The following is a 13,441-nucleotide window of genomic DNA, read 5'->3' as shown; positions in this document are numbered from 1 at the left end:
TGTCTTCCCTTAGAGATTGTTCATGACGTCCATTTGTCCAAAGGTGCAAGAGCAAAGCGCCATGTCCGGCGATTTATCGCATGCCGGCCAAGGAAATCGAAATTGACGTTTACGTAAAAATCAATTAGCCCTTGCCTCGGAGGGGCTTGCCCAAGTGCAGGCCGGTCTGCGGAGGAAAAACCATGTACAAGGCGCCCGTCGAAGAAATCGCGTTCACGCTGAAGCATGTAGCGGGCATGGGCGAGGCGATTTCAAAAGGGCTGCTCGGCGATCTCGGCGAAGATCTGGTCGATGCGATCCTCGCTGAGGCGGGACGTTTTGCCACAGAAGAAGTGGCGCCGCTTGCCGAAATCGGCGATCGCCAGGGCGCCCGGCTGATCGATGGCGAGGTCAGGCTGCCGGATGGCTGGCGCGACCTCTATCGCCATTGGATCGCCGGCGGCTGGAATGGCCTGACGGCCCCCGAGGCCTTCGGCGGCCAGGCCCTGCCGCATATGCTGAATGTCGCGGCACTGGAAATGTGGAATTCCGGTTCCATGGCCTTCGCGCTCGCCCCGACGCTGACGATGGGCGCCATCGAAGCCGTCAGCGCCCATGGCAGTGCTGCGCTGAAAGACACATATCTGGAGAAGATGGTCTCCGGCGAATGGACCGGCACCATGAACCTGACGGAGCCGCATGCCGGCTCCGATCTCGGCGTGCTCAAGGCCCGCGCCGAGCGCCGCGATGACGGCAGCTACCGCCTGTTCGGCCAGAAGATCTTCATCACCTGGGGCGAACATGACGCCGCCGACAACATCATCCATCTGGTGCTGGCCCGTCTGCCGGATGCGCCGGCCGGCACCCGCGGCATCTCGCTCTTCCTGGTGCCGAAATTCCTGGTGAACGACGATGGCTCGCTTGGGCCCCGCAACGATCTGTTCTGCCATTCGCTGGAGCACAAGCTCGGCATCCATGGTTCGCCGACCTGCACGATGATCTACGGCGACGGAAAATTCGGTGGTGAAAAGGGCGCTGTCGGATGGCTGGTCGGCGAGGAGAACAAGGGACTGGCCTGCATGTTCACGATGATGAACAATGCCCGCCTTGCCGTCGGCATGCAGGGCGTGGCGATCGCGGAAGCCGCCACCCAGAAGGCGCTCGCCTATGCCAGGGAACGCACGCAGGGCAGGGCGCCGGGCGCAAGCGGCGCCGGTATGAGCCCGATCGTCGAACATCCCGATGTCGCCCGCATGCTCCTCACCATGAAGGCGCTGACTCAAGGCGCGCGCGCCATCTCCTATGCCTGCGCCCATGCGATCGACATGTCGCACCGGGCAGGGGAGACCAGTCGCCACTGGCAGGAGCGCGCCGCTTTGCTGACGCCGATTGCCAAATCCTTTTCGACCGATGCCGGCGTCGACGTCGCCTCGCTCGGCATTCAGGTGCATGGCGGCATGGGTTTCATCGAGGAGACGGGTGCGGCGCGTTATCTTCGCGATGCCCGCATCGCCCCGATCTACGAGGGCACCAACGGCATCCAGGCGATCGACCTCGTCACCCGCAAACTGCCGCTCTCCGGCGGCGATCAGGTGAAGGGCTTCATCGCCGAGCTTAAGCAGATCGCCGACGACGTCCGCCGCTCCAATCTTAATGGTTTCGGCGAGACCGCTGTGAGGCTCGACGCGGCGATCGCCGATCTCGAGCAGGCGACCGCCTGGCTGATAAAGACGCTTGCCGATGACAAGGCCGCCGAGGCGCTCTCCGGTGCCACCCCCTATCAGCGCCTGTTCGGGCTGGTGCTCACCGGCTGTTATCTTGCCAAGGGCGGTCTCGCCGAGAGTGCCGATGGTGCGGCCGAAAACCGCATCGCGCTCTGCCGCTTTGCCGCCGAAAACCTGCTTGCCGAGACCGCCGCCCTGCGCGACCGGGTCGTCAATGGTGCGGCAAGCCTTGCCGCCGCCCGCATCCTGCTTGCCTGAGGAGACCTTATGACCGATCACATCATCGTCGAGCAGCCTTCCGCCCATCCCGGCGTCCAGTCTATCCGCTTCAATCGCCCGGAGAAGAAGAACGCCATCACCCGCGCCATGTACAGGACAATGGCCGATGCGCTGAATGCGGCCAACACAAATCCCGGCATCCGCGCCACCGCTTTGCTCGGCACCGAAGGCTGCTTTTCGGCCGGCAACGACCTGAACGATTTTCTGGCTGCCGCGATGGGTGGCCGCGGCCTGGAGCAGGAGATCCTCGATTTCCTCTATGCGCTGGTGAATGCCGAAAAACCCGTCGTCTCCGGCGTCGACGGTCTGGCGGTCGGCATCGGCACGACGATCCATCTCCTTTGCGACCTGACCATCGCCTCTAGCCGCAGCCAGTTCCGCACACCCTTCGTCGATCTGGCGCTGGTCCCGGAGGCCGGCTCCAGCCTCGTCGCGCCGCGCCTGATGGGGCATCAGCGCGCCTTCGCCCTGCTGGCGGCCGGCGAAGCATTCTCGGCCGAGGAAGCGAGGGAAGCCGGTCTGGTATGGAAGGTCGTCGAGCCAGGCGAGGTCGATTCACTGACGCTTGGCCTCGCCGCGAAGCTCGCGGCCAAGCCGCCGGAAGCGTTGCGTATCTCCCGCGACCTCATTCGCGGCGATCGTGGCGAGATCATCGCCCGCATCGACGAGGAGGCCCGCTATTTCTCCGCGCGGCTGAAAAGTGCCGAGGCGCGGGCGGCCTTCGAAGCCTTCATGCGTCGCTGAGCGCCGCCTGGCATCGCTTCGCGGCGATCGACACCAACACCGGGAGCAAACGGATAGCGACTAGACAGCTGGCACATTAAATACCTCGCCGGCCCTGAGCGGCCGGAACCGTTCCGGGGGAATATCATGCTCGCTCATTGCGTCTTGCAACGCTCTTGCCGGCGCGTCGACCGCTTCATTTGTCAGTTGGAACGTGGCGAAGTGATGCCCGGCCACATAGGCCGCATTTGCCAACTTCATCCCGATCACCGCTTCCTGTGGATTCTGGTGCTGCCCTTTCATGAACCAGCGCGGCTCATAGGCGCCGAAGGGTAAAATGGCCAAGCGAAAGCCGCCATGCTTCTGCTGTGCCGCTTTGTAATTGATGCCGTTGTGAAAGCCCGTATCTCCGACGTGATAAATTTTTCCGGCTGGAGTCGACAAAACGAACGACGCCCAGAGCGCCATCCGGCGATCGGCGGTTCCGCGGGCGGACCAATGGTGTGCAGGCTCCGCATCAATGCTTATTCCGGCGTGCGAAATGTGCTGGCCCCAGTCCATCGATGTCGTCTGTATATCGGGCACCGCACGGCGAATGATCGTGTCATTGCCGAGTGGCGTCACGACACGCGGCCGATGCTTCGCACCCAACCGCCTGAGCGTTGCGATATCGAGATGATCATAATGATTGTGCGACACCAGCACGAGATCAATCGGGGGCAAATCATCGAACGCGATACCCGGTGGGACGACGCGCCTGGGTCCGGCAAAAGCGAGGGGACTCGCGCGCTCTGACCATACCGGGTCGGTGAGGATATTGAGCCCAGCGACCTGCACGAGCATTGTTGCATGACCAACCATGGTCACCCTCAGATCCTCGCCGTCGACGCATGGATCCGGCTTGGCCGCCGGGTATGGACTTGGGACCGACTGAGGCCAGCGCTCACGGCCACCGCCGAATTGCCACCGCAGCAGATCGCGGAAGCCAAGGGGCTCAATACCTTCGGGATTGAAGAAATGTGTGCCGTCGAAGTGATCGGACACTGGGCCGTTATAGTATGGGTTGCGTCTTTTCGTCTTTCCGACAGGCACGCCTATTTCTCCAGCGTCGCCACCACCTCGACATGCGAGGTCCAGAGGAACTGGTCGATCGGCGTCACTTGCGTGATCCGGTAGCCGCCCTCGACGAGGATCGCGAGATCCCGCGCCAGCGTCAGCGGATTGCAGCTAACGGCCACGATCTTCTTCACACCTGAGCGGGCAAGCTCCTGGCACTGGAACTCGGCACCGGCGCGCGGCGGATCGAAGACGACGACGTCATAGGGCTTGAACTCCTGCGTCATCAAAGGACGGCGGAAGAGATCGCGCTTTTCGACGGTGACCGGTTTCAGCCCCTGTGTGTTGCGGGCGGCATGATCGAGAGCTGCGAGCGCCTTTGCTTCGGCTTCGACGGCGTGCACGCGGCCGATCCGCGCCAGCCGCAGCGAAAACGTGCCGGAGCCGGCAAAGAGATCGGCGATCCGCTTCGACTTGCCGGCATGAGCCGTGACCAGCTCCGCCATCGCCTCTTCCGCCGGCTTCGTCGCCTGGGTAAAGCCGCCCGGCGGTGGTGAAACCTGGACGCCGCCGAATTCGACCATCGGCTTCGACGGCTCGACGAGGATTTCGCCGTTCAGCGAAACACGGGCGATGCCGCGCAGGCTGAGCGCGGTCTCGATTGCCTTGCGCCGCTGCGGGTCGGAGAGTTTCTTCACGTCGTCGACGGAGATGTCGAGGCCGGAAAGCGTTTCCAGCACCGCGACGCGGAAGGGTTCGGCGCTGGTCGCGAGCGAAGCAGCAATCGCCCTGATCGCCGGCAGCCGGGCAATGATCCCTGCCGACGAGATCGGACATTCCTCGATGGCGACGATATGGTGGCTTTCGGCCTGGTTGAAACCGATCAGCATGTCCTTCTCGGTCTTGCGTGCCGCAAAGACGACACGCCGGCGTTCGCCCGGCCGGGCCGGAACGATCTCGCCGACCTCCGGCGTCAGCCCCTTGGATTTCAGCGCGTCGATGACCAGCTGGCGCTTGAAGGCGCGGTAGGGCGCATCTGCCATATGCTGCAGCGTGCAGCCGCCGCAGGTGCCGTTGACGCCATCCGGGCCGAAATGCCGGCAGGGCGGCTCCTGCCGGTCGGGCGAGGGTGTCGTGATCGACATGATCGTGCCCTGGCTCTTGACGCGGGCAATCGCCACGGTTTCGCCGGGCAGGGAAAAGGGCACATAGACAGGCCCGCCGGCGCTGCTGGCGATGCCGTCGCCCTGGGCGCCGAGCTTCTCGATCGTGACGGTTTCGGTGCTCACGGCTTCAATCCTGCCAGAAGGAATTCCTGATTGCCGTCGCCGCCGGAAATCGGGGAGGGGATGAGGCCAAGGCTTTTCCAGCCCATGTCCTCGACGAACCAGCGCGCCAGTTCTGCAGCAACGGCGGGAGCAGACGAGGGGTCCTTCAGCATCCCGCCCTTGCCGATCGCCTCGCGCCCGGCCTCGAACTGCGGCTTGACCAGCAAGATCGCGACAGCGCCCGGTTCGGCGATCTCGAGCGCCGGCGCAAGCGCCAGCTTCAGCGTGATGAAGGAGACGTCGGAAACGATGAAGGTGGCGGGATGGTCGATATCCTCTGCCGTCAGGTTGCGGGCGTTGAGGCCCTCCCTGTTGGTCACCCGCGGATCGCCTGATATGCGCGGATGCATCTGCCCATGGCCGACATCGATCGCGGTGACATGCGCGGCACCGCGCTGCAGCAGCACCTCGGTGAAGCCGCCTGTGGAAGCGCCGACATCAAGACAGTGATGGCCGGCGGGATCGAGCCGGAAATGCTCAAGTGCTGCGGCAAGCTTCAGCGCGGCGCGCGAGACATAGTCCTGCGCCGGATCGTCGATCTCGATTGCCGCGTCTGCGCCAAACAGCGCGCCGGCCTTCGTGACCACCTGGCCGCCGATCTTGACGGTGCCGCGCTGCACGGCGTCGCGGGCGCGTGAACGGCTGGCAAAGAGGCCGAGGGAGACGAGAAGCTGGTCGAGGCGTTGGGTGTTTTGATCTGACATCGGCTGTGCATGACCGGCAAAGCCGCCGGTTGCAAGCATTTTGTTCCCAAGACCGTCATTGACCCTCAAAAGCTTTCGGCGATAATCCTGCCGCGGCGATCGCGGGGCGTGCCGCAGACACGGGGGTGTTCCATGCTGAAGCTCTTCACTCTGATTGTCGCGGCAGTGATCGCGTCGCCCGCGCTCGCGAACGACACTATGGCCGAGGTCAAGACCGGCGGGCTGATCTTTGCCCAATCCGACGATGTCAGCATGGCGGAAGAGGATCTTTTCATCTCCGCTTCGGAAGTGCGTGTCGACTACGTCTTTGAGAACAGCTCCGACAAGGATGTCGAAAGCCTGGTCGCCTTTCCGATGCCTGACATATCAGGCCAGGTGGACAACAATTCCGCCATCTCCGATTATGACAGCGATAATTTCCTGCATTTCTCCACCGTGCAGGACGGCAGTCCGATCACCGCCAAGCTGCAGCAGCGCGTCGTCTCGCTCGGCATCGACGTGACCGACGAGTTCGCCAAGCAGGGCATTCCCGTCCTGCCCTACAGCCAGAAGACGACTGAGGCGCTCGCCAAACTTCCCGAAACCGTCCGCAAGGACTGGATCGCCCGCGGCTTGATCTATCCCATGGGCGCCGGCGATGCCAAGGTCGATCTCGTGCCGCTCTGGACGCTGCGCTCGACCTATTGGTGGCGCACCACCTTCCCGGCGAAGAAAAAGGTCAGCGTCGAGCATCGTTACAAGCCGGCCGTCGGCGGCACCGTCGCCATCAGCTTTCTCGAAGGTGGTGAGCCGAAGGGTGAGCGCTTCGAGGAATATTCCCGCAAATACTGCCTCGACGGAGATTTCGTCAGGGTTGCCCAGCAGCGTGCGCGGGAAGCCGAGGCCGGAGGCGCCAACTATACCGAAAGCTGGATCTCCTATGTGCTGTCGACCGGCGCCAACTGGGCGGGACCGATCAAGCGCTTCCAGCTGACGATCGACAAGGGCAAGCCCGGCAGCCTCATCAGCTTCTGCGGCAGCAATGTTCAGAAGATCGGTCCGACGACCTTCCGGATGACGGCCGAGGATTTCGATCCTGCGAAGGATTTCGACATCCTGATCCTCAATCCTCCAGAAACGGCACAATAATCCTCAGGCTTGGCCGCTGTTGCGCCGCACAAATTTAAACAAATTTAAAGCCTGGCCGGATAGGTTCGGCGTGATTGTAGCGGTTCATCCAAGCCGCTCGGCGCCATGACGGCGCAAGCGTTTCCACGCCGATCATGTTCTCAGCTTCAAACATCCCGGCGGTTGCGTCTCGTGCGACCTGCCTCGCCGCGTCGACTGTCGTCAGGAGAAATCACCGATGTCCGCCAAAAACATATCCTTGAACGGTAAGCTTGCGGCCACGTTCGCAGCCCTCATTCTCATTTTCGTCGCCGTTTCCGCTTTCGTCTATTCCAAGGCGACGGCGTCTGCGGCCGCGTCTGCCGAGCAGGAAAAGTCCGAGCTGCTCGTCAACCAGATCGACGATGCGCTGCAGGCGATGCTCGAGCAGGCCGTCAACCTGCGCGGCTTCATCCTCTTCCGCAGCGACAGCACCTATGGCGATGTCTTCGCCAACCGCGAGCGCATGCTGAAGGCGATTGCCGCCGCCAAGCAGACGGCGGCCGGCGAGCCGCAGCTGGTCGAGATGATCGACGGCATGCAGAAGGCTGCCGATCTCTATTTCCATGAACTTGCCGAGCCGCAGACCAAGGCGCGCAAGGAAACCGACATGCCGATCGAAGAGGTCGTCAAGATCGGCGTCAACGCCACCAAGGGCCAGCTCGACGGGTTCCGCCAGGCCTCGGCCAAGATCAAGGCCACCGCGCGTGAAAAGTCGGAAGCGCTGGCCGCGATCCGCGCCGATGCCAACAGCCATCTGAAGACGACGCTGCTTGCCGGCGGCATCGTCGCCTCGCTTGCCGCCGCCATGCTTGCTTGGCTGATGTCGCGCACGATCGTCCGCCCGGTCGTCGGCATGACGAGCGCCATGGATCGCCTCGCCGGCGGTCAGAACGATATCGAGGTTCCGGCGACCGACCGCGGCGACGAAATCGGCCGCATGGCTCAGTCCGTCCTGGTCTTCAAGCAGGCGGCGATCGAGAAGCTGCGCCTTGCCGGCGAAACAGACCGCATGCGCGACGACGCCGAGCGCCAGCGCCGGGCAGGCGACGAGCAGAAGGCGCGCGAGGAAGGCGAGATCCGCTATGCCATCGACGCCTTGGCAGGCGGCCTTGCCGAGCTTGCCAACGGCGATATGGCCGGTCGTATCCAGACGCCGTTCGCCTCGCAATATGACAGCCTGCGCAACGACTTCAACCATGCCGTCGAAAAGCTGCAGGCAGCACTGCAATCGGTCGGCCGCAACGCCTCGGCGATCAATGCCGGCGCTGGCGAAATCCGCTCGGCCGCCGACGATCTTGCCCACCGCACCGAGCAGCAGGCTGCCGCCGTCGAACAGACCGCAGCAGCGCTTGAAGAAGTGACGACCACCGTCCGCGACAGCGCCAAGCGCGCCGAGGATGTCGGCAATCTCGTCGAGCGCGCTCGCCTCGGCGCCGAAAAGTCAGGCGAAGTCGTCCGCAAGGCCGTCTCCGCCATGCAGCAGATCGAGAAGTCCTCGGGCGAAATCTCCAACATCATCGGCGTCATCGACGACATCGCCTTCCAGACCAACCTATTGGCCTTGAACGCAGGCGTCGAAGCCGCCCGCGCCGGCGATGCCGGCAAGGGCTTTGCGGTCGTCGCCCAGGAAGTGCGCGAGCTGGCCCAGCGCTCGGCCAAGGCGGCCAAGGAGATCAAGGCGCTGATCACCACCTCCGGCGAACAAGTCGTTGCCGGCGTCGGCCTCGTCGGCGAGACCGGCAAGGCGCTGGAGGTCATCGTCTCCGAGGTGCAGGAGATCAACCACCACGTCAGCGCCATCGTCACCGCCACGCGCGAACAGTCGATCGGCCTGCAGGAGATCAACACCGCCGTCAACAACATGGACCAGGGCACGCAGCAGAACGCTGCCATGGTCGAGGAGCAGACCGCGGCCAGCCATGCGCTCGCCCAGGAGGCAAACGCCCTCGAAGAACTGCTGCGCCAGTTCAAGCTCGGCCAGGTGGCCCCGGCGCCGCGCGCAAGCGTTGCCGGCACCAACGCCCGCCCGGTCGCCTCCCCGGCCCACGCTTTGACCCGCACCGTCGCCAAGGCTTTCGGCGGAAGACAGGCGAGTGCTGCGGCCGTGAAGGAAGACTGGACGGAATTCTGAGAGGCAGCCTTTTTAGGGAAGGGACGTTAAATCAAGAGGGCGGTGCAGCGATGCGCCGCCTTTTTTATTGAGAGGACCTGCCGTGCGGCCCCTCATCCGCCTGCCGGCACCTTCTCCCCGGGGGGAGAAGAGATTCGCGGCGACGTCTCGACTCCCTCTTCTCCCCTCGGGGGTCCGAAGGACGGGTCGAGACCCGTAGCTCGACCCCGGCCGGGTGCCCGTAGGGCGGATGAGGGGGCCACACGGCATGCCCTCACCCAAATCCTATCCCGCAACCCCAACCGCAACACCACGTCCCAGCGCCTTGAACACCGTCGAAACGATGCCGGCGCGGTCGAGGCCGGCGTGGGCGTTCATGGCTTCGGGCTTGGCCTGTTCCATCCAGATGTCGGGCATCACCAGCGAGCGCAGCTTCAGACCGTTGTCGAGCAGGCCTTCGGTGGCGAGGAAATGCATCACATGGCTGCCGAAGCCGCCGATCGAGCCTTCCTCGACGGTGATCACGATCTCATGGTGGCGGGCAAGCTGGCGGATCAGGTCGTGGTCAAGCGGCTTGGCGAAGCGCGCATCGGCGACCGTCGTCGAAAGCCCGGCGGCGTCGAGATCCTCGGCGGCCAGCAGACAATCGGCAAGCCGGGTGCCGAACGAGAGCAGGGCAACCTTGGTGCCTTCCTTGACGATGCGGCCCTTGCCGATCTGCAGGATTTCGCCGCGTGCCGGCATGTCGACGCCGACACCTTCGCCGCGCGGATAGCGGAACGAGATCGGCCCGCCATCATAGGCGACAGCCGTGCGCACCATGTGCTTGAGTTCGGCCTCGTCGGCCGCCGCCATCACCACGAAGCCGGGCAGGGTGGTGAGGAAGGCCGTGTCGAAGGAGCCGGCATGCGTCGGCCCGTCGGCGCCGACGAAGCCGGCACGGTCGATCGGGAAACGCACCGGCAGTCCCTGGATCGCCACGTCGTGCACGACCTGGTCGTAGGCGCGCTGCAGGAAGGTGGAATAGAGGGCGGCGAATGGCTTGTAGCCTTCTGCGGCAAGGCCGGCGGCGAAGGTCACGGCATGCTGTTCGGCAATACCGACGTCGAAACAGCGCGACGGAAAGGCTTCGGCGAGCTTGTCGAGGCCGGTACCATTCGGCATGGCGGCGGTGATGCCGACGATCTTGTCGTCGAGTGTGGCTTCCTGCACCAGCGCTTCGGCAAAGACGCTGGTATAGCTCGGCGCATTCGGCTTGACCCTTGCCTGGGCCCCGGTGATGACGTCGAACTTGTTGACGCCGTGATATTTGTCGGCTGCGGCTTCCGCCGGCGGATAGCCCTTGCCCTTCTGGGTGACGACATGGATCAGCACCGGCCCGCGCCCATTGTCGCGCACGTTGCGCAACACGGGCAGCAGGTGGTCGAAGGAGTGCCCGTCGATCGGGCCGATATGATAGAAGCCCATCTCCTCGAACATCGTGCCGCCGGTGACATAGCCGCGCGCATGCTCGACGGCGCGAGTGATCGCCCGGTCGATGTTCTTGCCGAGATAGGCCGTCAGCTTCTTGCCGAAGTCACGGAATCCCATATAGGTGCGACCCGAGGCAAGGCGCGCGAGATAGGCGCTCATGGCGCCCGTCGGCGGCGCGATCGACATATCGTTGTCGTTGAGGATGACGATGAGGCGCGCATCGAGTGCGCCGGCATTGTTCAGCGCCTCATAGGCCATGCCGGCCGACATCGCCCCGTCGCCGATGACGGCGATGACGCGGCGGTCTGATTTGTCGAGGTCGGCGGCAATCGCCATGCCGAGGCCGGCCGAGATCGAGGTCGAGGAATGCGCTGCACCGAAGGGATCGTATTCGCTCTCCGCCCGGCGGGTGAAGCCGGACAGCCCGTCTTCCTGGCGCAGCGTCCGGATGCGGTCGCGCCGGCCGGTGAGAATCTTGTGCGGATAACATTGATGGCCGACGTCGAAGATCAGCCGATCATCAGGTGTGTCGAAGACGCTGTGGATGGCGATCGTCAACTCGACGACGCCGAGACCGGCGCCGAGATGGCCGCCGGTGCGCGACACCGCATCGATCATTTCGTCCCGGACTTCGCGGGCAAGCTGCGGCAGGTCGCGATCCTCGAGCTTGCGCAGGTCGGCGGGATAGATGACCTGGTCGAGCAGGGGGGTCTTCGGCAGTTGTGTCACGGGCGGGCGCTCTTTCTTGCTTTTCCTTGTTCCGCTTTATTCGATTAGATTGCGGCAAAACAAGTGCATTTCAGGAACCGAAGGTTTTCACCTTAGAGCATGATGCCGAAAAGTGTGAGCGGTTTTCGGGCAACATCATGCTCCCACTATTAAAGCATGATGCCGAAAAGTGTGAGCGGTTTTCGGCGGATATCACCCTCTATTTCTTCGATCCGGAGCATTCGGATCAGGGGTTCAGCCTTCCGGCAAAGGCACGAATTCCTCTTCGTCACCGGGAACGATATCGAAGCGGCCGGTGCGCCATTCCTCCTTGGCCTGTTCGATCCGCTCCTTTGAGGAGGAGACGAAATTCCACCAGATATAACGTTTCGAATTCAGCGCCGCCCCTCCGAAGAGCATCAGGTGGCAGCCATCGCGGCCGGCTTCCAGCGTGATCGCATCGCCTGGCCGGAAGACCAGCAACTGGTCGGCGGCGAAGCGGTCGCCTGATATGACGACCTCGCCCGACAGCACATAGATGGCGCGCTCTTCATGCGCCGCGCCGAAGGGAAATTTGGCGCCCGCCTGCAGGTCGAGATCGATATAGAGCGTGTCAGAGAAAACGCCGACCGGCGATGTCATGCCTTCGAACGAACCGATGACCACCCGCCCGCGCACGCCGCTCGTCTCGATCAGCGGCATGGCGGATTTTTCCGTGTGGGCGAAGGCGGGATCGATCTCCTCCTTGTCATCGGGCAGCGCCAGCCAGGTCTGCAGCCCCGACATCAGCAGCGGATGGCCACGCAGATTTTCGGGCGTGCGCTCGGAATGGACGATGCCGCGGCCGGCCGTCATCAGGTTGATATCGCCGGGACGGATGACCTTTTCGGTGCCGAGGCTGTCGCGATGGCGGATCTCGCCGTCGAACAGATAGGTGACTGTCGACAGTCCGATATGCGGATGCGGCTTGACGTCGAGCGCCTCGTCCGGCTTCAGGATCGCCGGCCCCATGCGGTCGAAGAAGATGAACGGCCCGACCAGCCGCCGCTGCCGGCTGGGCAGCGCGCGGCGCACCTGAAAACCGCCGATATCGCTGGTGCGCGGGATGATCAGGTTCTCGATCGCATCGCAGGCGAAGGCATCGCCGGGCAGGGGGTCTTTACCGGGAAAGAAGGACATGGGGATCTCCGATCGCTACAGTGCCGAGCGTCATCGCCCACAGATAGCGCCTGGAGGGCCGCGCGTCCAATCGGACGCGCTTAAGGACGCTCCAACACTTGAAAGCGCGCCGCGCGTCCAATCAGACGCGTAAGGACGCTCAGCCCTGAAAGTTCGCCGTGCGTCCAATCGGACACGCGTCGGGGCTCAGATCGCGGTAAAACCATTGTCGACGAAGAGATGGGCGCCATTGACGAAGCTCGATTCGTCGCTGGCGAGGTAAAGCGCGGCCCGCGCAACGTCTTCGGGCTCGCCTATCCGTCCCTGCTGCGCGGCAATGGCGGCATCCGAAACGTCGACGCCGAGCGCCTGCAGGTCGGCCACCTCGCGCAGGCCATGCGGCGTGCGGATGAAGCCGGGGCAGACGGCGTTGCAGCGGATGTTGCGATCGCGGAATTCCACCGCGATGGCGCGGGCAAACATATGCACCGCCCCCTTGGTCGTGTCGTATAGCACTTCCATCGGCGTGGCGGCGACCGCCGAGATCGACGAGGTGCAGACGATCGACCCGCCGCCGCTCGCAATCATCTTCGGCAGCACCGCCTTGGTCATCAGGAACATCGAGCGCACGTTGACGGCATGCAGCCAGTCCCATTCCTCGACGGTCGTTTCCAGAAAAGGTTTGATGACGATCGTGCCGGCGTGATTGAAGAGCACGGTCACTGCGCCGTAGCGTTCTTCGACGCCTGCGACGGCGGCATTGACGGCGGATTCGTCCGAGACATCGGCCGTCCAGCAGTCGGCCTCGCCGCCGGCATCACGGATCGCTTGGACTGTCTCGGCCGCCGCCTGGCCATTGCGGTCGATGATCGCAACACGCGCGCCTTCCGCTGCAAAAAGCTTCGAGGCGGCACCGCCCATGCCGGTCGCGCCGCCCGAGATAATGGCGACCTTGCCCTTCAATCTGTCCGTCATTTTTCCGTCCCCTCATCGTTTTGCAAGGGGATCATAGATCGGCCGGAAGCCGATAGCCAAGCGTCTTCGAAAGGG

Annotated in this window: 10 protein-coding genes; 4 read left to right on the top strand and 6 right to left on the bottom strand. The window is 63.7% G+C overall.

Annotation, left to right across the window (positions count from 1 at the left end):
• The first annotated feature begins 182 nt into the window (after positions 1–182).
• The gene (locus tag HX899_RS27470) at positions 183–1,961 is read left to right on the top strand and encodes an acyl-CoA dehydrogenase (RefSeq protein ID WP_181293859.1); all 1,779 of its coding nucleotides are present in this window, start codon (positions 183–185) and stop codon (positions 1,959–1,961) included.
• Positions 1,962–1,970: 9 nt separating this feature from the next.
• Complete coding sequence (locus HX899_RS27465; protein WP_181293858.1) at positions 1,971–2,726, top strand: crotonase/enoyl-CoA hydratase family protein; 756 nt, start codon at positions 1,971–1,973, stop codon at positions 2,724–2,726.
• Positions 2,727–2,786: 60 nt separating this feature from the next.
• On the opposite strand, the gene HX899_RS27460 is transcribed toward HX899_RS27465, so the two are convergent.
• The 3 genes from HX899_RS27460 to HX899_RS27450 are packed head-to-tail and all read right to left on the bottom strand — an operon-like array spanning position 2,787 to position 5,832.
• Entirely contained in the window at positions 2,787–3,797 is a 1,011-nt protein-coding gene (locus HX899_RS27460) for an MBL fold metallo-hydrolase (RefSeq protein WP_171599125.1), read from the bottom strand.
• Positions 3,798–3,799: 2 nt separating this feature from the next.
• The gene (locus HX899_RS27455; RefSeq protein WP_171599126.1) at positions 3,800–5,050 is read right to left on the bottom strand and encodes a class I SAM-dependent RNA methyltransferase; all 1,251 of its coding nucleotides are present in this window, start codon (positions 5,048–5,050) and stop codon (positions 3,800–3,802) included.
• The gene (locus tag HX899_RS27450; RefSeq protein WP_181293857.1) at positions 5,047–5,832 is read right to left on the bottom strand and encodes a TlyA family RNA methyltransferase; all 786 of its coding nucleotides are present in this window, start codon (positions 5,830–5,832) and stop codon (positions 5,047–5,049) included. The genes HX899_RS27455 and HX899_RS27450 overlap by 4 nt, the downstream gene beginning before the upstream one ends.
• A gap of 93 nt (positions 5,833–5,925) precedes the next feature.
• On the opposite strand from HX899_RS27450, the gene HX899_RS27445 reads away from it, so the two are divergent.
• Entirely contained in the window at positions 5,926–6,921 is a 996-nt protein-coding gene (locus tag HX899_RS27445; protein ID WP_181293856.1) for a DUF4424 domain-containing protein, read from the top strand.
• A gap of 217 nt (positions 6,922–7,138) precedes the next feature.
• A complete protein-coding gene (locus HX899_RS27440; protein ID WP_171599129.1) occupies positions 7,139–9,073 on the top strand; it encodes a methyl-accepting chemotaxis protein in 1,935 nt (644 codons plus the stop codon).
• Between the two features lie 264 nt (positions 9,074–9,337).
• On the opposite strand, the gene dxs is transcribed toward HX899_RS27440, so the two are convergent.
• The 3 genes from dxs to HX899_RS27425 form a co-directional block, all read right to left on the bottom strand.
• Positions 9,338–11,254 carry a 1-deoxy-D-xylulose-5-phosphate synthase gene (dxs, locus tag HX899_RS27435; RefSeq protein ID WP_131713769.1) on the bottom strand — a complete coding sequence of 639 codons (1,917 nt, stop codon included), beginning with the start codon at positions 11,252–11,254 and terminating at the stop codon, positions 9,338–9,340.
• A gap of 234 nt (positions 11,255–11,488) precedes the next feature.
• The gene (locus tag HX899_RS27430) at positions 11,489–12,412 is read right to left on the bottom strand and encodes a pirin family protein (RefSeq protein ID WP_138328843.1); all 924 of its coding nucleotides are present in this window, start codon (positions 12,410–12,412) and stop codon (positions 11,489–11,491) included.
• A gap of 186 nt (positions 12,413–12,598) precedes the next feature.
• Positions 12,599–13,366 carry an SDR family NAD(P)-dependent oxidoreductase gene (locus HX899_RS27425; RefSeq protein WP_138328842.1) on the bottom strand — a complete coding sequence of 256 codons (768 nt, stop codon included), beginning with the start codon at positions 13,364–13,366 and terminating at the stop codon, positions 12,599–12,601.
• Between the last annotated feature and the right edge of the window lie 75 nt (positions 13,367–13,441).

It is taken from the genome of Rhizobium sp. WYCCWR 11146, assembly GCF_013591995.1.
Classification (GTDB): domain Bacteria; phylum Pseudomonadota; class Alphaproteobacteria; order Rhizobiales; family Rhizobiaceae; genus Rhizobium; species Rhizobium indicum.
Note: the sequence above shows the minus strand (reverse complement) of the source record. Positions and strands in the feature narration are given on the sequence as shown.

Bases quoted from the DNA above. Each gene is read 5' to 3' on its own strand.
- HX899_RS27470 (WP_181293859.1), top strand. From the start codon at position 183: ATGTACAAGGCGCCCGTCGAAGAAATCGCGTTCACGCTGAAGCATGTA.
- HX899_RS27465 (WP_181293858.1), top strand. From the start codon at position 1,971: ATGACCGATCACATCATCGTCGAGCAGCCTTCCGCCCATCCCGGCGTC.
- HX899_RS27450 (WP_181293857.1), bottom strand. From the start codon at position 5,832: ATGCTTGCAACCGGCGGCTTTGCCGGTCATGCACAGCCGATGTCAGAT.
- HX899_RS27445 (WP_181293856.1), top strand. From the start codon at position 5,926: ATGCTGAAGCTCTTCACTCTGATTGTCGCGGCAGTGATCGCGTCGCCC.
- HX899_RS27440 (WP_171599129.1), top strand. From the start codon at position 7,139: ATGTCCGCCAAAAACATATCCTTGAACGGTAAGCTTGCGGCCACGTTC.
- HX899_RS27430 (WP_138328843.1), bottom strand. From the start codon at position 12,412: ATGTCCTTCTTTCCCGGTAAAGACCCCCTGCCCGGCGATGCCTTCGCC.
- HX899_RS27425 (WP_138328842.1), bottom strand. From the start codon at position 13,366: ATGACGGACAGATTGAAGGGCAAGGTCGCCATTATCTCGGGCGGCGCG.